Below are 22,774 nucleotides of genomic sequence, written 5' to 3' on the forward strand. Positions count from 1 at the left end.
TTGGATCAGCTCTTGCCAGGAGAGACTGGGCGACAGGCTGTTGCCTATCAGCCGTTACCCATAACAATCAAGGAGACTGATATGTCTGATGCGGACAATGCCCGCTTCGTCATTCGTGACCGCAATTGGCATCCCAAGGCCCTGACCCCGGATTACAAAACCTCGATCTTGCGTTCCCCCCGGCAGGCCCTGGTCAGCATTCCTCAGTCTCTCTCGGAAACCACCGGGCCGGACTTTTCCCACCTGAAAATGGGCCAGCACGATAACGATCTGCTGCTCAACTTCAACCACGGTGGGCTTCCCGTCGGCGAACGCATCATCGTCGCCGGACGGGTCTGTGACCAATACGGCAAGCCGATCCCCCATACCCTGGTCGAGATGTGGCAAGCCAATGCCGGTGGTCGCTACCGGCACAAGAAAGACAGCTACCTGGCAGCCATCGATCCGAATTTTGGTGGCGTTGGCCGGGCCTTGACCGACCGCGACGGCAACTACAGTTTCCGCACGGTCAAACCTGGCCCGTACCCATGGCGCAACGGCCCCAATGACTGGCGGCCTGCGCATATTCACTTCTCGATCAGTGGCCCGTCCATTGCGACCCGCTTGATCACTCAGCTGTACTTTGAAGGCGACCCGCTGATCCCCATGTGCCCGATCGTCAAGTCGATCGCCAATCCGGATGCGGTGCAGAGCTTGATCGCCAAGCTCGACATGAGCATGGCCAATCCGATGGACTGCCTGGCTTATCGCTTTGATATCGTTTTGCGCGGTCAACGCCAGACCCATTTCGAAAACTGCTGAGGAGGCTCGCGCATGCCCGTTCAACTTTTACCAGAAACCCCTTCGCAAACGGCTGGCCCTTACGTGCATATCGGCCTGGCGCTGGAGGCGGCTGGCAATCCACCCCGCGAGCAGGAAATCTGGAACGAGATGGCCAAACCCGGAGCCCCGGGCGAGCATATTCTGCTGCTGGGCAATGTCTATGACGGCAATGGCCACCTGATCCGTGACTCGTTCCTGGAGTTTTGGCAGGCCAACCACGAGGGTGTGTACGAGGTCGAATACAACCTTGAAAACCCCTTCAATAGTTTTGGCCGGACCGCCACCACGGATGTCGGCGAGTGGCGGTTGCATACCATCAAGCCGGGCGTCGTTCGCAACGCAGCCGGTGTGCCCATGGCGGCGCATATCAATCTGTCGTTGTTTGCCCGTGGCATCAACATTCACTTGCAGACCCGCCTGTACTTCGACGATGAGGCCGAGGCCAATTCCCGCGACCCGGTACTTAACCTGATCGAGCAGCCGCAACGTCGGGAAAGCTTGATCGCCAAGCGTTGCACCGTTGACGGCAAGCTGGCCTACCGCTTTGACATTCGTGTCCAAGGTGAGGCGGAAACAGTGTTCTTCGACTTCTAGGGTTGCAAGCCTGCGTGCGCTGTACCGGTTTTCCAAGCGTCTAATAAAAATAAAGGAAATTTTGCATGACTGTCTCCGTACCTGCGCCGGTGGCCGGCACGCTCGATGTCGAGGCGTTGATCAACACCAAGGCACTCTCCACCTACCAATGGCGGATCGTCTTGCTGTGCTTTCTGATCGTGTTCCTGGATGGTCTGGACACGGCCGCCATGGGCTTTATCGCACCGGCGCTGAGCCAGGACTGGGGCATTGATCGCGCCAGCCTGGGGCCGGTGATGAGTGCGGCATTGATTGGCATGGTCTTCGGCGCCCTGGGTTCCGGGCCACTGGCGGACCGTTTCGGGCGCAAAGTGGTGCTGGTGGTCTCGGTGTTTCTGTTCGGCTTGTTCAGCTTGCTCTCGGCCTACAGCAACAACGTCGAGCAGTTGCTGGCTTTGCGTCTGCTGACCGGCCTGGGGTTGGGCGCAGCGATGCCCAACGCCACCACATTGCTGTCCGAATACACCCCGGATCGACTCAAGTCACTGCTGGTGACCAGCATGTTCTGCGGTTTCAACCTGGGAATGGCGTGTGGCGGATTCATCTCGGCGAAGATGATTCCGTTGCTGGGCTGGCACAGCCTGTTGATGCTCGGCGGGATCTTGCCATTGGTGTTGTCCGTGGTGCTGTTGCTCTGGCTACCGGAGTCGGCGCGCTTTCTGGTGGTGCGTAATCACAGCGTAAAGCGGATTCGCCAGGTTCTGGCACCGATCGCCCCGCAGGAGGTCGCCTCGGCGGCGGGCTTCAGCGTGCCGGAGCAGGGCGTGGTGCAAAGCCGCAATGTGCTGAAAGTGATTTTCTCCGGTACTTACAGCGTCGGCACCTTGTTGCTCTGGCTCACCTACTTCATGGGGTTGGTGATCGTTTACCTGTTGACCAGTTGGCTGCCAACCCTGATGCGTGACAGCGGCGCGAGCATGGAGCAGTCGGCGTTCATCGGTGCATTGTTCCAGTTCGGTGGCGTGCTCAGTGCAGTGGGTGTGGGCTGGGCGATGGACAAGTTCAATCCACACAAGGTCATCGGCATCACCTACCTGTTGGCTGGCGTCTTTGTCTGGCTGGTCGGGCAGAGCCTGGGCAATGTCACCTTGCTTGCGACCCTGGTGCTGTTGGCGGGTATGTGCATCAACGGCGCACAATCGGCGATGCCATCGCTGGCGGCGCGTTTTTATCCGACCCAGGGGCGCGCCACGGGTGTGTCGTGGATGCTCGGCGTTGGCCGTTTTGGGGCAATCCTCGGTGCTTGGACTGGGGCGACATTACTGGGGCTGGGGTGGAACTTCGAGCAGGTGCTGAGCGCCTTGGTGGTGCCCGCGGCATTGGCCACCGTTGCGGTCGTGATCAAGGGGCTGGTGAGCCATGCGGACGCCACCTGAGATGACCTGACTGATTTCTGAATTCTGGAGTAATGGCGTGAATAGACCCACCAATCAACTCTTCGATAGCTATTTCACACAGTCGGCCATGCGCGAGATTTTTTCCGACCGGGGCCGGGTGCAGGGCATGCTGGATTTCGAAGCCGCGCTGGCCCGCGCCGAAGCCGGCATCAAGCTCATTCCCCCCGAAGTGGTGGCGGATATCGTCGCGGCCTGTCGCGCCGAACGCTACGATTTCGATGCGTTGGCCATTGCCATTGGCAGCGCGGGCAACTCGGCGATTCCCTTGGTCAAGGCGCTGGGCAAGGAGGTGGCGGGGCAAAATCCGGCGGCTGAACGTTACGTACACCTGGGCGCGACCAGCCAGGACGCGATGGACAGCGGCCTGGTGTTGCAATTGCGTGCAGCCATCGAGTTGTTGGAAGGCGATATGGCGCAACTGGCCGACGTGCTTGCGCAGCAGGCGCTGCGTTATGCGGGCACGCCGATGGTCGGACGTACGTGGTTGCAACAGGCAACGCCGGTGACCCTCGGTATGAAGATCGCTGGCTGGCTGGGCGCCATCACCCGTCATCGCCAACGCCTGGTTGAAATCAAGCCGCGTTTGCTCTGCCTGCAGTTTGGCGGTGCCTCCGGCAGCTTGGCGGCGCTAGGTGATCAAGCCTTTGTTGTGGCGCAAGCCCTGGCCACTGAACTGAAATTGAACCTGCCCGAGCAGCCCTGGCACACCCAGCGTGATCGCCTGGTGGAATTTGCCAGCCTGCTGGGAATGATCGCCGGCAGTCTGGGCAAGGTCGGCCGGGATCTGAGCCTGCTGATGCAGACCGAAGTGGGGGAAGTGTTCGAACCCACTGCGCAGGGCAAGGGTGGTTCTTCGACCATGCCGCACAAGCGCAATCCGGTTGGCGCAGCGGTGATGATCGGTGCGGCGACCCGTGCGCCGGGACTGGTGTCGACCATGTTTGCCGCCATGCCACAAGAACATGAACGTAGCCTCGGGCTCTGGCATGCCGAATGGGAAACCTTGCCGCAATTGTGCTGCCTGGTATCGGGCTCATTGCAACAGGCGCTGCAGGTGGTTCCCTGGCTGGAAGTCGATGCCGAGCGCATGCTGCACAACTTGCAGCTGAGCCAGGGGCTGGTGCTGGCAGAGGCCGTCAGTATCGCTCTTGCCCAGCGTATCGGTCGCGATGCTGCCCACCACCTGATAGAGCAATGCTGTCGCCGCGCCGTAGAGCAGGGCGTGCATTTACGTGAAGTACTCGACAGCGAACCGCAAGTCAGCGCGCAGCTGTCCGCGGATGAACTGGAGCGGCTGCTCGACCCCTCCCATTACCTGGGGCAAGCGCAGTGCTGGGTCGAGCGCGCGGTTGCCGATCATCAGGCTTTTACCCTTTGAACGCTTGGCAAGAGGATTGTGAAATGGACGAAAAGCAACGTTACGAAGCCGGCATGCAAGTGCGCCGCGAGGTGCTGGGCGATGCCCATGTTGATCGCAGCCTGGAACAGCTGACGCCCTTCAATGCGCAGTTCCAGGAAATGATCACTCGACATGCCTGGGGCGACATCTGGACCCGTCCCGGCCTGCCGCGCCATACCCGCAGCCTGATCACCATTGCCATGCTGATCGGGATGAACCGCGAAGGTGAGTTACGCCTGCATCTACGTGCGGCGAAGAACAATGGCGTGACCCGTGATGAGATCAAGGAAGTCTTGATGCAGAGTGCTATCTACTGCGGCATTCCTGCTGCCAACGCGAGCTTCCATCTTGCTGAGTCCATCTGGGACGAAGTGGGCGTGGAGTCGTTGTGAAGCTGCTCGCGCGGGCTTATTGACTGTGGGCCGGGGAGTCTGCAGTCAAGCGTTCACCTGTCACCAGGCCAGAAGCCCCGAGAAAGTAAAACACCCCACCGGCAACCACAAACACCCCAAGCATGTAGAAGATAAAGTGCGCAGGCTGGCTCGCCAGGACCATACCGCACAGCACCGGCCCCAGTGCCGCGCCGAGGTTGCTGAGGTTTTGTGCGCCGTAGTACAAACCGCGCAGAGGGGCTGGGGCAATGTGGTCGATGAACATGTATTCGGCGGGGAACACGATGATTTCGCCGAGGGTGAAAATGGCCATGGACAGCACCCAGAGCATGACGCTGGTCGAGAGGGCAAACCCGCCCAGCCCCAGCAGGAACATGCTCAAGCCCGCCGCCAGCCAGAGGTTCAGCTGGCGCTGGGAGATCCTCCGGCCGATCAGGTATTGCAGGCTGATCACCATGACCGCATTGGTCGTGACCAGGGCGCTGATGACCTGATAAGCGAACTCGGGCGTGGTCGTGACCACCAGATACTGCGAGAGGTAGGCCGTGAACTGACCAAAGACCACGGCACTGAGCAGCCCGCCCAGGGTGAAGCAGACCAGTCGCCGGTCCTTGAGCAGCAGTTTGCCCGTCGCCAGAAATGCGCCGGGCGCACGGCTCGTATCAAGCACCTGCAGCGTTCTGTCGCCCCACCGCCAATAGACCCCGAAGAAGCCTGCGCCGAGCCCCGCGGACAACAGGAAAGGCAAGCTGATATCCAGCCGGGCCATCCCGGCGCCCAGCAATGGGCCGACGGCGTAACCGATATTGCTCAGGGTGTACTTGATCGAAAACACCCGGCTGCGCTCGGCTGGTGCGAGCAGGCGGCCGAACCCGGATTTGACCGCGATATCGATTACCACAAATGCCAGGTTGATCACCACCAGGCAGAGGTAGAACAGCCACAGGTTGCGCGCCAGGAACGTGCCGAGAAAACCCAGGGCAAACACCGCGCTGCAAACCAGGATCAGGCGGTGGCTGCACACTCTGTCCACCAGGAAGCCGCCGTAGAGGCTCAACAGCGACCCGACGATCAGGCTGCTGCCAATCACCAGTCCGACATTCGCCACACTCAAGCCGAAGTTGGCGCTCAAGTAGATCACTAGATAGGGCAGGGTGACTGCCCGCGCCAGGGTCAAGACCAGGGAGGCACTGAGCAGTAGTTGTACTGTGCGTGGATAATTTTTCAGGGTGGCAAGCATCCGTTCCTCATCGTTCAACGGGGTGGATTCAGCAGCGTTGTCAGGCGCGGGGCATTGATAGATACGCTGGAATCCAGCTTACTGGGGAATGCTGTTCGGATTGGTGATGGTTTTTCCACTGCTACCGGAATCTGATTCATTAATGTGGGACGTGTATGTTTTCTTCAGAACGCTTGAAGGGCATCGATGTGTTTGTCTGTGTCGCGGACGCTGGCAGTTTCCGGGTTGCCGCCGAGCGGATGCACCTGACGGCCTCGGCCATCAGCAAAAGCATCGCTCGCCTGGAGGCGCGGCTGGGGTCTCGGCTGTTCCAGCGCACGACGCGGCGCCTGGCATTGACCGATGCTGGGATGACGTTCTATCGCACCTGTACCGCGGTACTGGCCGATCTGGAAGCGGCAGAGCTGTCGCTGCACAGCGAGCACACCGAGCTGCAGGGGCGAGTTCGGCTGGATCTTCCCGGTGCCTTCGGCCGGGTCCAGGCACTGCCGCTGATTCTGCGGTTTGCCCAGGAGCATCCGCGGTTGCTGCCACATATTTCCTTCTCCGACCGTTACAGCGACCCGATTGCCGAAGGAGTCGACATTGTGGTGCGCATTGGGGGCGCGGACATCTGGCCCGATACTCTGGGGCATCACTACCTGGGCAATGAGTGGCATGTCTTCTGCGCGTCACCCGCGTACTTGAGCCAGCATGGCACGCCCGTGTCCGAGGACGATCTGCAGCATCACCAGTGCATCGCCTACGGCTGGGTCGATGGCAACGTCAGCCCGTGGAGCTTTGCCGGTACCCGCGCCGGGGAAACCGAGCGTCGGCAGGTGCCTGCCACGCTGGTGGTGGGGGATGGCGAAGGATTGTTGGTCGCGGTACTGGCGGGGGGTGGAATTGCGCAACTACCGACGTGGTTGATCCAGCAGCACCTGGAAGCGGGGACCCTGGTCGAAGTGCTCCCTCGGTTGGCAACCGACGGCCAGGCGATCAACCTGGTCTGGCAAAAAAGCCGCCAGGCACTTCCCCGCATCAGTGCCTTGCTGGAGGTCCTCGCCACAGGCCTGAAGCCGTCCAGTGGCAACGGCGTGTGAGGCGGTCTGGCTGGGAACACCCCGTAGCAGCTGCCGAAGGCTGCGTTCGAGGACACAGTCCTCGCCTAGGGAGGGCACAATAAATTGCCGCAGGCGAGCTAACGCTCGGCCTGTTGCAACGTTTACTCAAGGCCTGCCGAGCTGCCACTGCGTTCGACCATCGCGACGATGGTTGCAAACAGTTCGTCTTGCGCCTCGGCAGGGGTGATTTCAGCCGTCGTGGCGGCGTGGGAGAGCGCCTCGGCGGCGCCGAGCATCGCTCGCAGGCCGGCGGCTGCAATCTGCCCACCCTTGGCGAAAGGGGCGAGGACGCTGCGGCATTTTTCGATGAAGATCGCCTGGTACTCAGCCTTGATTTTTTCCAGCTCCGGCGAGCTCGCCAGCGCTGCGATCACCCCTGGTATCTCGTTGCCCTGTAGCAAGACGCACTCGACATAGGAGCTGGCGATTACACTCGCCCGACTGGCCAGGGTCGGTTCGCTAGCCTCGAGCGCCGCGTCCATCAGTGACGTCTGGCGTCCGTCGAAATCCTGATAGAGCGCCGCCAGCAGCCCCGGCCGGGTGATGAAATGGTCATAGACCACGGGTTTGGTGACTCCGGCTGCTTCGGCCAGGCGTCCCAGGGTCAAGGCCTCGGTGCCTTCCTCCCGGACCAGTTGCCAGGCGACATCCAATAACTGACGCAGACGGTCTTCGCGAGACAGGCGGCGCCGCGCTGGGGCGGTGGGATCTGACTGAGGCGGTTGGCGACTTGACATGCTTATATACCAAACGTAACTTAGCGGCGTTAACTTACTAAAAGTATATAGCTCTCGTCCTCACCCGTCAGCAGGAGTTTTGCCATGCATGCACTCATCGTGGTCGCTCATCATGATCCCCGCTCGCTGAGCCAGAGTATCGCGGCGCAGATCGCCCAGGGCCTGGCCGATACTGGCAACACATTGGAAGTCGCTGACCTGTGGGCGGAAGGTTTCGACCCCAGGTTTGGCGCTGCCGATTTTGCCGTGCATCACCGCCAAGCCCCGGCGCCTGCCGAGGTGGCGGCCGAGCAGGCACGGATCGACCGCGCCGATGCCCTGGTGCTGGTGTATCCGGTGTTCTGGTGGTCGATGCCGGCGCTGCTCAAGGGCTGGATCGATCGAGTGTTCAGCAATGGCTGGGCGTTCGATTTCACCGCCGATGCGCCACTGCTGAAAAAACTCCAGCACCTGCAGGTGCACCTGATTGGGGTCGGTGGCGCGGACCGCGGCACCTACGAACGGCACGGCTATGGGCTGGCGATGAAGACCCAGATAGATCACGGGATCTTCGATTACTGCGGGGCCCAGGTCATGACGTCTGAGTTACTGCTGGAGTCGGAAACCCAAGACCCGCGAGCGCATCTGCAACTGGCGCGGCAGTTGGGGCGCAGTCTGTCCAGTGCAACGATCGCCGATCGCGCAGTGCGGGCTCCCGGCCCGGTCGCGCTCAAGGAATCGCATAGACCTTGAACAGCTTTTTCGCCGTCTCGCCGACACCGCCCAGGTGCTTGGCGTAGGCCTGCTCGATCTCGCCCGAGCGATACATCTCACTCAAGGCGGTGTCCACCAGCAGGCGCCAATCTTCATCCTCGCGCGCCAGCGCCATGGCCGTCGGCGAGTACTCGAACACTCGATCCAGCAGGACCAGGTTGGCGGCGGGTTGATTAGCGAGCAGGTTGCTCAGCAGCATGCGTTCGGCGAAGAAGGCATAGGCCTGGCCTTCGGCGACCAGCTTGAGGCCCGCCGCGGTGTCCGGCACGGTGACCAGGCTGGACACCACGCCCAGCAATTGCATTTGCTGGCGGATCCAGGCTTCGGTGATGCCGCCGGCGGTAGTGGCGTAGGTCTGGTTGGACAGCCCATGATTGACGGTCGCGCGCCAGGTCGGTCCGGTCCGAGCGACCTTGCCCTCCAGCACATTGAGCAGCGATTCGGATGCATCCTGGCGCACCACGGCCGACAGGCCGGCGGTATAGATCGGGATCGAGTAGCTCACCCGCTGGCGCCGCGCCAGGGTCGGTGGCGTCGGCGTACAGAGGATATCGACCTTGCCTGAGCTGACGGCCAGCATCTCGTCGTCGTTGGCCACCGGTTGGTAGCGCACCTGCAACGTTGGTAATCCCAGCTCGTTCTTGAGCTTGTCGGCGACTTTCAGGCACAGGTCGATGGCATAGCCGTTGGCGTTGTCGCCAGTCTGGACGCTAAAGGGGGCGAAATTCGCCAGGTAACCGAGGGTCAAGGTATGGCTCGCCCGCACGCGCTCCAGGGTACTGGCGCTGGCGATCATCGGCGCAATTGCCAGCAGGCAGGTAAAGAGCAGGTGGGTGGTTCTGGTGCGTTGTTGATTCATCGTCTGGCCCCGCAGTCGGCTGTCTGTGCGATCGGCAAATCAGTGCTAGGGATTACCGGTCCCGGTCCCGCTCGGGGCGGGTGCCTGGATGTCGACAAACCGCTTGGAGAGGAAACCGTAGAGCAAGTAACCGAATGCCAGGACAATCAGGCCGCCGAACACCGCATCCTTGCCGCAGGCATACAGGGCGTACAACGAGTAAGCCACGGCGATCAGCAACAGCAGGGTGTTGCGGGTGTAGATCGCCGTGCTGACCCGGGCTTTGTACATCATCACCATCAGCCCGGTGGCAGCTGTCACGTAGGGAATCAGGTTGGTCACCGCCGCCAGGCTCACCAGTTTGGCGAACTGGGCGCTGGCATTGGGCGAAATGGTCGACAGCGCCATCAAGGTCTGCAATACGCCGCACACCAGCATGCCGATGATGGGGGCATCCTGCGCACTGACCTTGCTGAAGAATTTCGGGAACATCCCTTGGTCAGCGGTCATCTTTGCGGTTTGCGCCAGGGTGAACTGCCAGCCCAGCAGTGAACCGACACACGCCATCACGGCCAGCGCCATGACGATGTTACCCACCATGGGGTTGAACATATGGGCATAGACGAGCGCGAAGGGCGCGGTCGAGTTGGCCAGTTCAGCGTTGGGGATCATGCCTTGGATCACCGTCGTCGACAGCACATAGACCACGGCCGCACCGAGGGTGCCGAACAGGCAGGCCAGAGGTACGTTGCGCTTGGGGTTCTCCACCGCATCGCTGGCCTGGGCCGCCGACTCCATGCCAAGAAACGCCCACAGGGTCAGGGGAATGGCCTTGCTGATGGCTTCGGAGATCGGCAGCTCATTGGGGTTCCAGGCGGCAATCAGCACCTCGGGCTTGAACCAGAACCAGCCGATGATACTCAAGCCGGCCACTGGGACAATTACCCCCCAGACGGTCAGCGCCCCGATCTTGCCGGTGATTCGCGGGCCACCGAAGTTGGCCACGGTGGTCAACCAGAGCAGGCCGACTGTACCGACGAACAGAGGAATGGCGCCACTGCCCAGCCAGGGCACGAACGCGGTCATGTAGCCCACCGCAGAGATGGCGACGGCCACATTGGCGATGCCCAGCGAGAGAAAGTACAGGTACGAACAGAGAAAGAAGCCCGATTTGGCGTGAGCCTCCTCGGTGTAGGCGGACAACCCGCCGGAACGCATGCAATAGATGCCGCACTGGGAAAAACAATAGGCGATGGCCATGGAGCCGATGGCCGTGACGATCCAGGACAGCAACGAGACGGCCCCCAGTTGGGCCATGCTCGTCGGCAGCAGGATGATGCCCGACCCCATCATGTTCACCGTCACCAGCGTGGTGAGCCCGGTGAGGCTCATTTTTTTGCTTGAGTCGGCCATCAACCACTCCTCGATCCACATTGCCCCCGGCAGGTGAAATCAGCGTAGCAGCGAGATTGGAAAAGCTACTGAGTACTCGCGGATCTTTTAGTCCTGGCGCTGGGCAATCAACAGCAGTGACTGCGGCACCGGGCTCTGTGGGTGCTGCGGTTCCTGCAGGGCGCTCAGGCGCAAACCAGCCATGTCCAGGGCGTTGAGCCAACTGGACAAGGTGCGCATGTACCACGGCATCGGTTGCCAGTCGCCCTTGAACCCGGCGAAGGTTTCTTCGCGCCAGCCGTCCTGATATTCGCCCGCCGCCGCTGTCCAGGGGTGCAGGGTCTGGATCAGCAGGGCGCCGCCAGGAGCGAGCAGGGCGTGCAGGGCGGCGAGCAGGGGGATGATGTCCTGGTGCAGCAGGGCGAAGTTGGCGCAGATCAGCGGGTACTGGTTCCCGATGTCGACCCGGGACTCGACCAGCGCCTCGTAGCTGGCCAGGTGTACGGGCGCCGAGCCTGCTGCCCGCGCGGCCTCCACCAGGGTTGGCGCGCCATCCACGCCGACCGCCTCGATCCCGCGTTTGCTCAGCTCACGCAACAGCCAGCCCTCGCCGCAACCGAGGTCGAGCACGCGTTCGGGCTGGCGCCCCAGCACCGCCAGCAGGATCGCCTGGTCGGTGACCTGCCGACGGCTTTCAATGCTGCCGCTGCGCACCGCCTCGATCCAGGATGAGGCGTTATGGTGCCAGCTTTGCAGCAGGGCGGATTCGGCAGTGGGCATCTCGACCTCCAGGCCTTTGACAGGCAGCGCGAACAATTTTTCACACTACACTGAATCTGGATTGGGCCCCAGAGGCTGGCGTTGTCCATGTTCTGGCCTAGGTATTTTGCACAACGCGCAGCAGATCGAATTAACAGTGATGAGGATCAGTGCATGGCCAACACCGACCACGCAAAGTGCGCCCGGGTCCTGGACCCCGTCGAACGAGTCACCGAAGTTATCTTCGGCCTGCTCATGGCAATGACCTTCACCGGCACTATCAGCGTCGCTACCGGCGGCCAGGAGGAAGAGCGCACGATGATGATCGCCGCGTTGGGATGCAACCTGGCCTGGGGCCTGGCCGATGCGGTGATGTATCTGCTGCGTAGCCTGATCGAACACAGCCGCAAGCGTTCCTTGCTCGACAGCCTGCGTGGCGGGGTGGACCCGGCTGCCGGGCGAGCGTTGATCGCGCAGGCATTGCCTGGGCGCCTGGTGGCCGCGGCCGGTACTGAGGAGCTGGAGGCGTTGCGCCAACGCTTGCTCCAGCACGCGACGACGGCGGTGCAGCCGCGCCTGGGCTGGGATGACTTCAAGGGAGCCGCCGGGGTTTTCCTGCTGGTGGTGTTGTCGACATTTCCCCTCGTGGTGCCGTTCCTGCTGCTCGACCAGACGGCGCTGGCGGTACGTCTGTCCAACCTGATCGGGCTGCTGGTGCTGTTCATTGCCGGTTGGGTACTGGCCAAGTATGCCGGTGGCAAACCCTGGCAAGGCGCCCTGACCACAGCCACCACCGGCGCTGCGCTGATTGCCGCGATCATCGCCCTCGGCGGCTGAGCGCCGCGCTGCGTACCTGGGCATCTGGGTGATAGCCAGTCCTGTTGCACGTTGATTTTTCCATTCGCTCTACAGTAGAAGGCCACCACCCCATGAGCCAGACGGATCCCTTGCCTCCCGCCCCGGAACCGGGGCGCATCGCCCATCGCCAGTCCAGCGACAGCCAGCCGGGCTGGGCCCGCTGGCTCCCCGGCCTGCAAACGCTGCGGCATTACCAGCTCGCCTGGTTGCGTCACGACATTGTCGCCGGGCTGGTGCTGACCACCATGCTGGTTCCCGTGGGCATTGCCTATGCGGTGGCGTCGGGCGTCCCCGGTATCTATGGGCTCTACGCGACCATCGTTCCACTGCTGGCCTATGCCTTGTTCGGCCCCAGCCGGATCCTGGTGCTGGGGCCGGACTCTTCCCTGGCAGCGGTGATCCTCGCCGTGGTCCTGCCCCTGTCCGGTGGCGATCCGCAACGGGCCATCGCCCTGGCAGGAATGATGGCGCTCGTCTCCGGAACCGTGTGCATCCTGGCGGGTATAGCGCGCCTGGGATTCATCACCGAACTGCTGTCCAAACCGATTCGTTATGGCTACATGAACGGGATCGCCGTGACCGTACTGATCAGCCAGTTGCCCAAGCTGTTCGGGTTTTCCATCGACTCCGATGGCCCGCTGCGTAACCTGTGGTCGATCGCCACCGGGGTGCTGGACGGCAGGAGCAACTGGACCACCTTTGCCGTGGGCGCTGCCACCCTGGCAGTGATCCTGCTGCTCAAGGGCAGCAAACGTGTGCCAGGCATCCTCATCGCCGTAGCCGGCGCGACAATCGCCGTGGGGGTGCTGGACCTTGGCGCGCGGGCCGGGGTGGCGGTGCTGGGCTCGCTGCCGCAAGGGTTGCCGGCATTTGCGCTGCCGTGGATCACCCGTGCCGATATTGTCCCGGTGCTGATCGGCGGTTGTGCCGTGGCCCTGGTGTCGTTCGCCGACACCAGCGTGTTGTCACGGGTCTATGCGGCGCGGACCCGCACTTATGTCGACCCGAACCAGGAAATGGCGGGGTTGGGTTTTGCCAATCTGGCCGCCGGGTTTTTCCAGGGTTTTCCCATCAGCAGCAGCTCTTCGCGCACCCCGGTAGCCGAAGCCGCCGGGGCCAAGACCCAACTCACCGGGGTGGTCGGTGCGCTGGCGGTGGCTGGGTTGTTGATGGTCGCGCCGAACCTGTTGCAGGACCTGCCCAGCAGTGCCCTGGCCGCCGTGGTAATTGCCTCCGCCATCGGTCTGATCGAGGTCAGTGACCTGCGCCGGATTTATCGTATCCAGCGCTGGGAGTTCTGGTTGTCGATCGTCTGCACCATCGGTGTCGCCGTATTGGGTGCGATCGAGGGCATCGGCCTGGCCATCGTGATCGCCATCATCGAGTTTCTGTGGGATGCCTGGCGCCCTTATTCCGCGGTGCTCGGGCAAGCTGCCGGGGTCAAGGGTTACCACGACCTGCAGCGTTACCCCAACGCGAGCCTGATCCCGGGGCTGGTGCTGTTTCGCTGGGATGCGCCGTTGTTTTTTGCCAATGGCGAGCTGTTCAACGACCGCGTGCTGCAAGCCGTAACAGCCTCGCCAACGCCGGTGCGCTGGCTGGTGGTTGCGGCGGAGCCAGTGACCAGTGTCGACGTGACGTCCGCCGACATGCTGGCCGAACTGTACGACACCCTGCATGCGGCAGGAATCAGATTGTGCGTGGCTGAGATGAAGGACCCGGTCAAGGACAAGCTCAAGCGCTTCGGACTGTTCGACCGGCTTGGTGAAGCGGCGTTCTTTGCAACCATCGACGACGCCGTCGACAGCTACCTGGCGCTCGCGGGGCAAGATCAGCGCTGAACACTTGGCTGCCGTTAATGGCTACATGCGGTGCATGCGCGGCTGGATCTGTTGGCGGGGCACAATCGCCGAGCCGGATCGATTGTTGCCCCCGTCCAGGGTGGCCGGGTTCTGTGGGGTGGCGGGGTCGGTACTGCTCTGGTCGTGGCAGGACGCGCCGCTGAGACAGATCGCGGCAGCGAGCAGGACAATCGGGCTCAATGACTTGAACATGCTTATCTCCGACGTTTGGCGGCCAGGCAAGAGGAGCCGGCACCCCGTACCTTGAGCGTAGTCGATTGCATCGCCGGCCAGGTCCGGGTCGACCAAGTGCCGAGACCGCCCCGTGACAGTACTAGGGCTTTGCCCGCATCTACAGTTACCATTGGCTTTTTCGCAACGCAGCAGACACCTGCCTGGTGCAGCTATTCGAGTGGATCGAACGTGATGGAGCGACGGCAATTCAGCGGTGGCATGAAGGGCAAGAATCTTCGGTACCTGAAGGAAACCCCCAACGCCATGCCGGCAACGGTTCGTACCGGGTTTGTGCTGCTCGAGCATTTCTCCTTGCCGGCATTCACCCAGGCGCTGGATACCCTGATCACCGCCAACCTGCTGCGCCCTGGGTTGTTCACCACCCGCACGTTCGGCCTGGGTGAGTCTGAGGTGATCAGTGACTTGGGGCTGGTCATTCGCCCGGATGCGCGACTTGATGCGGGTGCGCTCAACGACCTCGACCTGCTGGTGATTTGTGGCGGTTACCGCACCGAACTCAAGGTCAGCGATGAGTTTATCGGCTTGCTCAAGACCGCAGCCGAGCGGGGCACCCACCTCGCCGGACTGTGGAATGGTGCCTGGTTCCTGGGCAGGGCGGGCTTGCTGGACGGCTATCGTTGCGCGATTCACCCCGAACACCGTCCCGCGCTCACGGAAATCGCCCGGGCCACCCACGTCAGCAGTGAGCCCTACGTGATCGATCGTGACCGGCTCACCGCGTCCAGCCCTTCGGGGGCCTTCCACATGGCGCTGGACTGGATCAAGGGCCTGCACGACAAAGCCCTGGTCGAGGGCGTCGAGGACATCCTGGCGTTCGAGGAGTCGCGCTACCGACGCATCAAGCCAACGGAAAACGTCTGCCTCAGCGCGCCCTTGCGCGAAGTGGTGAAGCTCATGGATGCCAACCTCGAAGAGCCGCTGGAACTCGAGCAACTGGCGGTCTATGCCGGGCGTTCGCGGCGCCAGCTCGAGCGCTTGTTCAAGGAACAATTGGGCACCACGCCGCAACGTTATTACCTGGAACTGCGCATTACCGAAGCCCGTCGCTTGCTGCAGCACACCGAACTGTCCCAGGTGGACGTCCTGGTAGCGTGCGGGTTTGTCTCGCCGAGCCATTTCAGCAAGTGCTACAGCGCATACTTTGGGTATCGGCCGTCCAAGGAGAAGCGCCTGGTCAAGTAAGGCGAACGTCGTGAGCGGCAGTTAAAACACGATGCCCAGTTTTGCCCCGTATTCATTCCTGATCTGCTTGTCGTAATGAGTGAAGTCAAACTGACCCTCAGGGTCATAGTTGAAGCGGTTGTAATACAGGCTGGCGATAATCGGCAAGCTGCCTTGCTGGTTGAACAGCAGGCTTAATTCAACATAGGGGTCGGTACTGTCCTGCAAGTCCAGGGTCTGATTGGAAACGCCCTGGATATCCAGTTGCGCTTCACCCTGAAGGGATCTTCGCGCGCCGGCTTCAAGGCGCAGGACAGCAGTATCGAACTGATGGTTATAGCCAATCGCAACTTTGGCGAAGGGGCTGCGATTGGTCAGTTCAATATCGTATTTGTTATAGCCCGGATCAAATCGATTCCATTTGTAGCCAGCGCCAACCAGCAGGTCGAGAAAGTTGTTGGCATCCAGCGCCAGGCGCCAGCCCAGATCCAGGTCGGCCTGCAGGTCTTTGACTCGCTGCCCCTGTTTTTCCGAGTACTGGCCACTGATTTCGGCCTGAAACACCAGGCCGGCATGGCCGGTCAGCTTGTTGCCGTAGTTGAGGAACACTCCGCCTTCGGGCATGCGCTCGATGTCGTTGCTTTGCCCTTTGAACTCCAGTTCGCTGTAACTCCCGAGCAAGCCCACTGCAAAAACTGGCTCGGTACTTACGGCCGCAGTGGAGTTGGGCGCAGCAGTTGCCGCGATAACTGCGCAGGCAACAGCAAGCATATTTATTGTTTTCATAAGAACTCCAGCAGCGCGCCGCAGGTCCGTTATGGATTGCTCTTATGACGAATGTAGTTGTTTTGTTGGTGGTCATTTGTGGCGCGGAAGCGACTGGCGACGAATGGTTGGTTATATATGGATCCAAGTTGTCGAAGTATGCGTATTTGTTGGGTTTTGTGTTTTTAATTATTTTTCAGGGTGTTCGATTATGCGGATTGTAGTTGCGGATGATTTTCGTTAGTTGGACTTTTAATTGGCGTCAAAATTTAAAATTGGATGTTTTCAAGTAACGTTTTTGAACACTTTGTTTATCAGGTCGAATACGTTGCTTTTTACCGCGCTGTTCAAGTCGACCCAGGCCAGTCCAGTGGTGGCGCGGTAGTCGCCCAATTCCAGAGGACGGGACAGCACATTCGCCGGCAGTGCGCGTCCGGCATTGGCGGGCAACAGGCCGACGCCGAGTCCGGCGGAAACCAGGGCCAGCATGGTGGTGAACTCGCCCAGTTCGGCACTGATCTGCAGCTGGATGCCGTGGCTGGCCAGCGCTTGCATCAGGCCATCGTAAAAGCCGGGGGCGTAGCGTCTGGCGAGGATGTACACCGGCACCCCGGCAAGAGATGCCGGCGCCAGGCTGGCGCGTGTGGCCAGGGGATGGTCGCTGGGGAAGGCCAGCATCACGGTCTCGCGCAGCACTTCGAGGGTCTGGATGCCGGGAATCACCGCCGGCAAGCGCATCAGGCCAAAGTCCAGCTGGCCGCTTTTCAGGGCCGTGGCTTGCTCAGGTCCTGACATGTCCTTGAGTTCCAGTTCGATCCGCGGGAATTGCTCATGCAGCGAGCGCACCAGGGTGGGCAACAGCTGCGGCAGTACCGAGGAGACGAAACCTAGGCGCACCCGGCCGATTTCCCCGCGCCCCGACGCCTTCGCCACATCCACGGCGTGAGCCGCCTGATGCAGGGTCGCCAGCGCTTCCGGGAGGAACATCGCGCCGACCTCGGTCAGCGCCACCGAGTGGCGATTGCGCTCGAACAGGCGCACCCCGAGTTCATCCTCGAGCAACTTGATCTGCATGCTCAAGGCTGGCTGCACGATGGACAGCCGTTGTGCGGCGCGGCCGAAATGCAGCTCCTGGGCCAGGGTCACGAATGAGCGCAGCAGCTTGATTTCCATGCAGGGACTCCGGGAAGGCGGGCGCCAATGAGGTTGATCATAGAATTTGATCACCAGATCAGCAATCACCATTGGACGCTGTGGGTGGGCTGCGGTGAACTGCTGCCAAGGCCGTTCAACAACAAAGGGCCATTGACGGAGAACAGTATGGGATTTACCAATGACAGCTTTCGACTGGACGGGCGCAGGGCACTGATCACCGGTTCAGGCAAGGGCATTGGCCTGGAATTGGCCCGGGGGCTGGGTGCTGCGGGCGCCAGGGTGGTGATCAATGATCGCAATGCTGACAAGGCACGCTTGGTTGCCAGCCAACTGCGGGAGGAAGGAATCGAGGCCGAATTTGCCGTGTTCGACGTCACCGATCGGGTCCAGCTCCTGGAGGCGATCAACCACCTCGAAGCGAACAGCGGGGCCATCGATATCCTGGTCAACAACGCCGGGATCCAGCGCCGTGCACCGCTGGAGGATTTCGACCCCAACGACTGGCACGAGCTGATGCGGGTCAACCTGGACGGGGTATTCCATGTCTCCCAGGCCGTCGCCCGGCACATGATTGCCCGCGGTCGCGGCAAGATCATCAACATCTGCTCGGTGCAGAGCGAGCTGGCGCGGCCGACCATTGCGCCCTACGCCGCCTCCAAGGGCGCGGTGAAAATGCTCACCAAGGGCATGTGCGCCGAGTGGGCGCGCCACGGCATCCAGGCCAATGGCCTGGCCCCTGGTTACTTCGCCACCGAGATGAACCGCGCGCTGGTGGACAACCAGGAGTTCTCCCAGTGGCTGTGCAAACGCACGCCGGCCGGACGTTGGGGGCGGGTCGAGGAGTTGTGTGGCGCGGCGGTTTTCCTTGCTTCACCGGCTTCTGACTTCATCAATGGCCAGACGCTGTTCGTCGATGGTGGCTTGACCAGCGTGGTCTGAACCGAACACCCGTCGTTATAAAAACAACAACAGGGGACACCCATGAGTGCACTCAAAGAGTCGTTACTGCCGCTGACCGATAACAGCGTTCAGCAGACCAAGGTCCAGGGCTTTGCCAGCAAACGCTGGTGGTACCTGATTCCTCTGATATTCATCACCTATAGCCTGGCCTACCTGGACCGCGCCAATTATGGCTTTGCCAGTGCAGCCGGGATCGAGCAGGACCTGGGTATCACCAAGAGCACCTCGTCGTTGATCGGTGCCTTGTTCTTTCTCGGCTACTTTTTCTTCCAAGTGCCGGGGGCGATCTACGCGCAGAAATACAGCGTACGCAAGTTGGTGTTCTGGAGCCTGATCCTGTGGGGCTTCTGCGCCATGGCCACGGGGCTGGTGACCAATATACCGATGCTGATGATCATCCGGGTTTCGCTGGGCATCGTCGAAGCGGCGGTGATGCCGGCGATGCTGATTTTCATCAGCAACTGGTTCACCCGCAAGGAACGCTCGCGGGCCAATACCTTCCTGGTGCTGGGCAATCCGGTGACGGTGCTGTGGATGTCGGTGGTCTCGGGCTACCTGATCCACGCCTGGGGCTGGCGCGAAATGTTCGTCATCGAAGGCGCGCCTGCCGTGCTGTGGGCGTTTGTCTGGTGGCGCCTGGCGCGGGACAAGCCCGAGCAGGTCGACTGGCTGAGCCGTCAGGAAAAAGACCAGTTGGCCGCGACCCTGGCCGAAGAACAGAAAGGCATGCCAGTGGTGCGCAACTACCGCCAGGCGTTCACCAGCCCGGTCGTGATTCAGCTGTGCTGCGTCCATGCGCTGTGGAGCATCGGGGTCTATGGCTTCATCATGTGGCTGCCGACCATCATCAAGCAGGCGGCTGCGGCGGACATCGTCACGGTTGGCTGGTTGAGTGCGGTGCCCTATGTCGCGGCGGTCGGCACCATGCTGGCGGTGTCCTGGGCCTCGGATAAATCCCAGCAGCGCAAGCATTTCGTCTGGCCGCTGCTGGCCCTGGGGGCACTGGCTTTCTTCTGCTCCTACCTGCTGGGCTCCAGTCATTTCTGGTGGTCGTTTGCCTTGCTGACCCTTGCCGGTGCCGCGCTGTATGCCCCGTACGGTCCGTTCTTCGCGCTGATCCCGGAGATCCTGCCGGCCAACGTGTTCGGCGGGGCCATCGGCCTGATCAATGCGTGCGGCGCCCTGGGGGCCTTTATCGGCTCATGGATCGTCGGCTACCTGATCGGCCTGACCGGCAACCCCGGCGCGGCCTACATCTTCATGACGGCCGGGGTGCTGTCGTCGGCCCTGTTGATGGCCTGGGTGAAGGTCAAGCGCTAGGGCCGCGTTGTGGGAGCCTGCCGGCGATGGTCGTTAACGATATCGCATGCATTCAGGGTGCACGCGGTGTTCTCCAGGCCATCCCAGGCCAACACCAACCTCGGATACGCCGCAAACCCTGTGGGAGCCGGCTTGCCGGCGATGGTCGTTAACGATATCGCGTGCATTCAGGGTGCACGCGGTGTTCTCCAGGCCATCGCGAGCAGGCCGCAAGCGGGCACCCGCTCCTACAAAAGGCCTTACACCGCGGCCGCTGCGAGGCGGTCTCGGCGTAGCCAGCCGATCAGGACGGCGGCGATCAGCAGGAAGCCCAGGTAGCCGAACAGCGGGTACACCTGGCCCACCAGGCTGATGAAACCCACCAGGCTGCCCACGAAGGCCAGGGCGCCGGCCGCGGCCGAGCCGATGCGGAACTTGCGAGTGCCGGCAGGCAGCAGGCGGGCCGAGAAGGAGTAGAGCGTGCCGACGGCGGTGTTGAGGATCATGCAAAAAATGATCAACGCCATCAGCAGCCCGAGTGCCGGGGAGATCTCGGTGGCGATCGACAGCATCGGCATCGGCAGGTCCGCCACGCTGTCCAGGCGCGACAGCAGGCCCAGGCTCATCACCAGCATTAGCAGACCCAGCGCCGCACCACCAAGGATGCCGCCCCAGACCGCCTGCTTTTCGGTTTTCGCCGCGCCGCCCATGATCGCCAGGATCGGCACCCCCGCCACAATGTTGTACGACACATAGAGCAATGCCCCCAGCAACCAATGGCTGGCACCGGCCTGTTGCTGGCTGGCCAACTGATCGAGCTGGGCGAATTCCAGGTCGCGGCTGGCCACGCCATACAGTGCCACTGCCACTGCGGTGAGAATCAGAAAGGGCGTCGCAGCACCGATCATGCCGATCACCTTGTGCACGTCCAGGCACACCACCGCGACCACGATCAGGGTCACCAGAACACTGCCGAGCACCGCCGGAATGCCGAACTGCTGCTCCAGCAACGCCCCCCCGCCTGCCAGCATGACCACGGTCACGGCGAACATGAAGAAGGTGATCATCAGGTCGACAAAGGTCCCCAGGTAGCGGCCGCACAAGGCGTACACCACGTCTTTGTGGGAGGTCGCCTGCAAACGACTGCCCATGCCGGCCAGCGCCATGCCGAGGAAGGTGAACAGCGCGGCGCTGACCACCGCGCCGAGCAGGCCCCAGACGCCGAAGTCGACGAACATCAACAACAGCTCCCGGCCCGAGGCAAACCCCGCGCCGACGATGACACCGACAAATGCACCGGCGATTTTCAGACTTTCTTTCATGACCAATTCCCTCGATCTATTGTTGTTATGGGCTTCGTTGAGCCTCTACGGGGTATTGCACTGCTGCTTGGCCGGGGTGGTTCAGGCGGTTGCGCCGACCCAGGCCTGGACTTCGATTTCCACGTCGACGCCGAGCGCCAGGCCGGCGCTGACGGTGGAGCGCACCGGGAAGCCGTTGCTGAAGTGACGCTGGTACTCCTGGTTGAAACCGGCGAAATGCTGCATGTCCGACAGCCAGACCGTGGCCTTGACCACCTGGTCGAAGCCCACGCCGCATTCGGCCAGGGTTTCGCCGATGCGGGTCATCACGGCGGCGGTTTGCGTGGCGATATCGCCGCGCACCACTTGACCTTCGGCGGTCATCGGGATCTGCCCGGAAAGGAACAGTAAATCGCCAACCCGGATCGCCTTGGAGAAGGGGTAGGGCAGGGTGCTGGGGTAGCGCTGGAGAATGTTGGACATGGCACGGAACCTCGGTTGTTGGGTGAGTGATTAACGCAAGCGCGCCGGCGCCAGGCGCAGGGGATCGACGCCTTGCTGGTGCAGGTGGTCGGGCAAGGGTTGATCCAGCAGCAGGGCGCAGGCCAGTTGCGAGACCGCTGCCGCGGACTGGATGCCATAGCCGCCCTGGGCCGCCAGCCAGAAGAAGCCTGCGCATTGATCGTCCCAGCCGACCACCAGGTCGCCGTCGGCCACGAAGGAGCGCAAGCCGGCCCAGCTGTGGCGCGGGCGACGAATCTGCAAAGAGGTGGCGGCTTCGATGTGATAGATCCCGGTGGCGATGTCCAGCTCTTCGGGCATCACGTCCTGGGCGTGTACGGGGTCGGCGTTGGCCGGCGAGCCCAGCAACTGGCCGGCATCGGGCTTGAAGTAGAAACTCTCGTCGATGCCGATCACCGCGGGCCAGCGGGAGAAGTCGGTGTCTGTGGGGCCGTCGAAGGTAAAGGCGCTGCGCCGGCACGGCTGCAGGCCAATCGGGGCCACACCGCACTGCTGCGCCACCTGGTCAGCCCAGGCGCCGGCCGCGTTGACCAGGGTTCGCCCACGCACTTGACGGCCGTCGGCCAGGGTCAGGGCCCAGGCATCGCCTTCTCGATTGGCTGCACACAGTTCGGCATCACACATCAGTTCACCGCCGGCGCGGCGCATGGCCCGCAGAAAACCCTGGTGCAGGGCGTGCACATCGAGGTCTCGGGCATCGGTTTCGAGGATCGCCCCGCCGATTGCCTCGGCCCGCAGGCACGGCACCAGGGCCAGGGCTTGCTCGGCGTCGATCAAGGACACATTGGCCGCGCAGCTGCGCAGGCTGGCATAGGTTTGTTCGAGCAGGGGCTGTTGTTGCGGGCTGGCGATGTACAGGCAGCCCCGGGGTTCCAGCAACGGATGTTCCGTAAACCCTGCTGGTGGTTGTTCGTAGAACGCCCGGCTGGCACGGGTCAGCGCCTGGATCTGCGGGGTGCCGTAGGCTTCCATGAACATTGCGGCGGAGCGGCCGGTGGCGTGATAGCCGGGCTGCGACTCGCGTTCCAGGACCAGCACACTGGCCTGTCCCGCCAGGCGATAGGCCAGGGAGGCCCCTGCAATACCGCCGCCGATGATGACGAAATCGAAACAATCGCTGTCGTGCATGCCCAAGGACCTCCGTGGTGGGTGGGGGGAGAAATGACGACGCCCGCACCGGCTGGATAAATTC

23 protein-coding genes are annotated in these 22,774 nt (G+C 62.1%); 12 read left to right on the forward strand and 11 right to left on the reverse strand.

From position 1 onward, the window contains the following. Window positions 1-81: 81 nt before the first annotated feature. From pcaH to pcaC, 5 genes are all read left to right on the forward strand, one after another. Complete coding sequence (gene pcaH / locus PspS04_RS10845; protein WP_095170115.1) at window positions 82-801, forward strand: protocatechuate 3,4-dioxygenase subunit beta; 720 nt, start codon at window positions 82-84, stop codon at window positions 799-801. A gap of 12 nt (window positions 802-813) precedes the next feature. After that, the gene (gene pcaG / locus PspS04_RS10850; protein WP_159995150.1) at window positions 814-1,416 is read left to right on the forward strand and encodes a protocatechuate 3,4-dioxygenase subunit alpha; all 603 of its coding nucleotides are present in this window, start codon (window positions 814-816) and stop codon (window positions 1,414-1,416) included. 65 nt (window positions 1,417-1,481) lie between these two features. Beyond that, window positions 1,482-2,831: an MFS transporter gene (locus PspS04_RS10855; RefSeq protein ID WP_159995152.1), complete on the forward strand. Its 1,350-nt coding sequence runs from the start codon at window positions 1,482-1,484 to the stop codon at window positions 2,829-2,831. A 37-nt stretch (window positions 2,832-2,868) separates the two neighbouring features. Continuing rightward, window positions 2,869-4,230, forward strand: coding sequence for a 3-carboxy-cis,cis-muconate cycloisomerase (locus tag PspS04_RS10860; RefSeq protein ID WP_159995154.1), 1,362 nt, complete (start codon window positions 2,869-2,871; stop codon window positions 4,228-4,230). A 23-nt stretch (window positions 4,231-4,253) separates the two neighbouring features. Beyond that, window positions 4,254-4,643, forward strand: a complete 390-nt coding sequence (pcaC, locus tag PspS04_RS10865) for a 4-carboxymuconolactone decarboxylase (protein WP_095170119.1) — start codon at window positions 4,254-4,256, stop codon at window positions 4,641-4,643. A gap of 16 nt (window positions 4,644-4,659) precedes the next feature. Here the strand turns inward: pcaC and PspS04_RS10870 are convergent, their stop codons facing one another. After that, window positions 4,660-5,883 (reverse strand): MFS transporter, encoded by a 1,224-nt coding sequence (locus PspS04_RS10870; protein WP_159995156.1) that lies wholly within the window; start codon window positions 5,881-5,883, stop codon window positions 4,660-4,662. Between the two features lie 155 nt (window positions 5,884-6,038). Between PspS04_RS10870 and PspS04_RS10875 the strand changes: the two genes are divergently transcribed. Next, a complete protein-coding gene (locus PspS04_RS10875) occupies window positions 6,039-6,965 on the forward strand; it encodes a LysR family transcriptional regulator (RefSeq protein ID WP_159995158.1) in 927 nt (308 codons plus the stop codon). A 122-nt stretch (window positions 6,966-7,087) separates the two neighbouring features. On the opposite strand, the gene PspS04_RS10880 is transcribed toward PspS04_RS10875, so the two are convergent. Continuing rightward, window positions 7,088-7,723, reverse strand: a complete 636-nt coding sequence (locus PspS04_RS10880) for a TetR/AcrR family transcriptional regulator (protein ID WP_159995160.1) — start codon at window positions 7,721-7,723, stop codon at window positions 7,088-7,090. 84 nt (window positions 7,724-7,807) lie between these two features. Between PspS04_RS10880 and PspS04_RS10885 the strand changes: the two genes are divergently transcribed. Continuing rightward, a complete protein-coding gene (locus tag PspS04_RS10885) occupies window positions 7,808-8,455 on the forward strand; it encodes an NAD(P)H-dependent oxidoreductase (protein ID WP_095170139.1) in 648 nt (215 codons plus the stop codon). Here the strand turns inward: PspS04_RS10885 and PspS04_RS10890 are convergent. The 3 genes from PspS04_RS10890 to PspS04_RS10900 all read right to left on the reverse strand — a co-directional run bounded on the left by PspS04_RS10890 (window position 8,433) and on the right by PspS04_RS10900 (window position 11,486). After that, window positions 8,433-9,335 carry an amino acid ABC transporter substrate-binding protein gene (locus tag PspS04_RS10890; RefSeq protein ID WP_159995162.1) on the reverse strand — a complete coding sequence of 301 codons (903 nt, stop codon included), beginning with the start codon at window positions 9,333-9,335 and terminating at the stop codon, window positions 8,433-8,435. The two genes, PspS04_RS10885 and PspS04_RS10890, sit on opposite strands and share 23 nt — an antisense overlap. Before the next feature lie 45 nt (window positions 9,336-9,380). Beyond that, on the reverse strand, window positions 9,381-10,727 hold the full coding sequence (gene potE / locus PspS04_RS10895; protein WP_095170141.1) for a putrescine-ornithine antiporter: 1,347 nt from the start codon (window positions 10,725-10,727) through the stop codon (window positions 9,381-9,383). A gap of 87 nt (window positions 10,728-10,814) precedes the next feature. Beyond that, the gene (locus PspS04_RS10900) at window positions 10,815-11,486 is read right to left on the reverse strand and encodes a class I SAM-dependent methyltransferase (protein ID WP_095170142.1); all 672 of its coding nucleotides are present in this window, start codon (window positions 11,484-11,486) and stop codon (window positions 10,815-10,817) included. 153 nt (window positions 11,487-11,639) lie between these two features. Here PspS04_RS10900 and PspS04_RS10905 point away from each other — a divergent pair, with 153 nt between their 5' ends. Both PspS04_RS10905 and PspS04_RS10910 read left to right on the forward strand, forming a co-directional pair. Continuing rightward, complete coding sequence (locus PspS04_RS10905; RefSeq protein WP_159995164.1) at window positions 11,640-12,302, forward strand: hypothetical protein; 663 nt, start codon at window positions 11,640-11,642, stop codon at window positions 12,300-12,302. 92 nt (window positions 12,303-12,394) lie between these two features. Then, window positions 12,395-14,164, forward strand: coding sequence for a SulP family inorganic anion transporter (locus tag PspS04_RS10910; RefSeq protein ID WP_159995166.1), 1,770 nt, complete (start codon window positions 12,395-12,397; stop codon window positions 14,162-14,164). A gap of 21 nt (window positions 14,165-14,185) precedes the next feature. Here PspS04_RS10910 and PspS04_RS10915 read toward each other — a convergent pair whose 3' ends face one another. Then, the gene (locus tag PspS04_RS10915) at window positions 14,186-14,377 is read right to left on the reverse strand and encodes a hypothetical protein (protein WP_095170145.1); all 192 of its coding nucleotides are present in this window, start codon (window positions 14,375-14,377) and stop codon (window positions 14,186-14,188) included. Between the two features lie 213 nt (window positions 14,378-14,590). On the opposite strand from PspS04_RS10915, the gene PspS04_RS10920 reads away from it, so the two are divergent. Beyond that, on the forward strand, window positions 14,591-15,601 hold the full coding sequence (locus PspS04_RS10920) for a GlxA family transcriptional regulator (RefSeq protein WP_159995168.1): 1,011 nt from the start codon (window positions 14,591-14,593) through the stop codon (window positions 15,599-15,601). Window positions 15,602-15,622: 21 nt separating this feature from the next. On the opposite strand, the gene PspS04_RS10925 is transcribed toward PspS04_RS10920, so the two are convergent. Together PspS04_RS10925 and PspS04_RS10930 are read right to left on the reverse strand one after the other, a co-directional pair. Further along, window positions 15,623-16,366, reverse strand: a complete 744-nt coding sequence (locus tag PspS04_RS10925; RefSeq protein ID WP_095170147.1) for an outer membrane beta-barrel protein — start codon at window positions 16,364-16,366, stop codon at window positions 15,623-15,625. 264 nt (window positions 16,367-16,630) lie between these two features. After that, the gene (locus PspS04_RS10930) at window positions 16,631-17,518 is read right to left on the reverse strand and encodes a LysR family transcriptional regulator (protein ID WP_095170148.1); all 888 of its coding nucleotides are present in this window, start codon (window positions 17,516-17,518) and stop codon (window positions 16,631-16,633) included. A 147-nt stretch (window positions 17,519-17,665) separates the two neighbouring features. Here PspS04_RS10930 and PspS04_RS10935 point away from each other — a divergent pair, with 147 nt between their 5' ends. Further along, on the forward strand, window positions 17,666-18,439 hold the full coding sequence (locus tag PspS04_RS10935; protein ID WP_159995170.1) for an SDR family NAD(P)-dependent oxidoreductase: 774 nt from the start codon (window positions 17,666-17,668) through the stop codon (window positions 18,437-18,439). A gap of 42 nt (window positions 18,440-18,481) precedes the next feature. After that, window positions 18,482-19,780, forward strand: a complete 1,299-nt coding sequence (locus PspS04_RS10940; RefSeq protein WP_159995172.1) for an MFS transporter — start codon at window positions 18,482-18,484, stop codon at window positions 19,778-19,780. Window positions 19,781-20,019: 239 nt separating this feature from the next. Here the strand turns inward: PspS04_RS10940 and PspS04_RS10945 are convergent, their stop codons facing one another. The 3 genes from PspS04_RS10945 to PspS04_RS10955 form a co-directional block, all read right to left on the reverse strand. Beyond that, the gene (locus PspS04_RS10945) at window positions 20,020-21,081 is read right to left on the reverse strand and encodes a YkvI family membrane protein (RefSeq protein ID WP_095170150.1); all 1,062 of its coding nucleotides are present in this window, start codon (window positions 21,079-21,081) and stop codon (window positions 20,020-20,022) included. A gap of 81 nt (window positions 21,082-21,162) precedes the next feature. Next, on the reverse strand, window positions 21,163-21,543 hold the full coding sequence (locus PspS04_RS10950; RefSeq protein WP_159995174.1) for a RidA family protein: 381 nt from the start codon (window positions 21,541-21,543) through the stop codon (window positions 21,163-21,165). Between the two features lie 30 nt (window positions 21,544-21,573). Next, on the reverse strand, window positions 21,574-22,710 hold the full coding sequence (locus PspS04_RS10955) for an NAD(P)/FAD-dependent oxidoreductase (protein WP_159995176.1): 1,137 nt from the start codon (window positions 22,708-22,710) through the stop codon (window positions 21,574-21,576). Between the last annotated feature and the right edge of the window lie 64 nt (window positions 22,711-22,774).

The organism is Pseudomonas sp. S04 (assembly GCF_009834545.1).
GTDB lineage: Bacteria > Pseudomonadota > Gammaproteobacteria > Pseudomonadales > Pseudomonadaceae > Aquipseudomonas.

Bases quoted from the DNA above. Each gene is read 5' to 3' on its own strand.
- pcaH (WP_095170115.1), top strand. From the start codon at position 82: ATGTCTGATGCGGACAATGCCCGCTTCGTCATTCGTGACCGCAATTGG.
- pcaG (WP_159995150.1), top strand. From the start codon at position 814: ATGCCCGTTCAACTTTTACCAGAAACCCCTTCGCAAACGGCTGGCCCT.
- PspS04_RS10855 (WP_159995152.1), top strand. From the start codon at position 1,482: ATGACTGTCTCCGTACCTGCGCCGGTGGCCGGCACGCTCGATGTCGAG.
- pcaC (WP_095170119.1), top strand. From the start codon at position 4,254: ATGGACGAAAAGCAACGTTACGAAGCCGGCATGCAAGTGCGCCGCGAG.
- PspS04_RS10870 (WP_159995156.1), bottom strand. From the start codon at position 5,883: ATGCTTGCCACCCTGAAAAATTATCCACGCACAGTACAACTACTGCTC.
- PspS04_RS10875 (WP_159995158.1), top strand. From the start codon at position 6,039: ATGTTTTCTTCAGAACGCTTGAAGGGCATCGATGTGTTTGTCTGTGTC.
- PspS04_RS10880 (WP_159995160.1), bottom strand. From the start codon at position 7,723: ATGTCAAGTCGCCAACCGCCTCAGTCAGATCCCACCGCCCCAGCGCGG.
- PspS04_RS10885 (WP_095170139.1), top strand. From the start codon at position 7,808: ATGCATGCACTCATCGTGGTCGCTCATCATGATCCCCGCTCGCTGAGC.
- PspS04_RS10890 (WP_159995162.1), bottom strand. From the start codon at position 9,335: ATGAATCAACAACGCACCAGAACCACCCACCTGCTCTTTACCTGCCTG.
- potE (WP_095170141.1), bottom strand. From the start codon at position 10,727: ATGGCCGACTCAAGCAAAAAAATGAGCCTCACCGGGCTCACCACGCTG.
- PspS04_RS10900 (WP_095170142.1), bottom strand. From the start codon at position 11,486: ATGCCCACTGCCGAATCCGCCCTGCTGCAAAGCTGGCACCATAACGCC.
- PspS04_RS10905 (WP_159995164.1), top strand. From the start codon at position 11,640: ATGGCCAACACCGACCACGCAAAGTGCGCCCGGGTCCTGGACCCCGTC.
- PspS04_RS10910 (WP_159995166.1), top strand. From the start codon at position 12,395: ATGAGCCAGACGGATCCCTTGCCTCCCGCCCCGGAACCGGGGCGCATC.
- PspS04_RS10915 (WP_095170145.1), bottom strand. From the start codon at position 14,377: ATGTTCAAGTCATTGAGCCCGATTGTCCTGCTCGCTGCCGCGATCTGT.
- PspS04_RS10920 (WP_159995168.1), top strand. From the start codon at position 14,591: ATGGAGCGACGGCAATTCAGCGGTGGCATGAAGGGCAAGAATCTTCGG.
- PspS04_RS10925 (WP_095170147.1), bottom strand. From the start codon at position 16,366: ATGAAAACAATAAATATGCTTGCTGTTGCCTGCGCAGTTATCGCGGCA.
- PspS04_RS10930 (WP_095170148.1), bottom strand. From the start codon at position 17,518: ATGGAAATCAAGCTGCTGCGCTCATTCGTGACCCTGGCCCAGGAGCTG.
- PspS04_RS10935 (WP_159995170.1), top strand. From the start codon at position 17,666: ATGGGATTTACCAATGACAGCTTTCGACTGGACGGGCGCAGGGCACTG.
- PspS04_RS10940 (WP_159995172.1), top strand. From the start codon at position 18,482: ATGAGTGCACTCAAAGAGTCGTTACTGCCGCTGACCGATAACAGCGTT.
- PspS04_RS10945 (WP_095170150.1), bottom strand. From the start codon at position 21,081: ATGAAAGAAAGTCTGAAAATCGCCGGTGCATTTGTCGGTGTCATCGTC.
- PspS04_RS10950 (WP_159995174.1), bottom strand. From the start codon at position 21,543: ATGTCCAACATTCTCCAGCGCTACCCCAGCACCCTGCCCTACCCCTTC.
- PspS04_RS10955 (WP_159995176.1), bottom strand. From the start codon at position 22,710: ATGCACGACAGCGATTGTTTCGATTTCGTCATCATCGGCGGCGGTATT.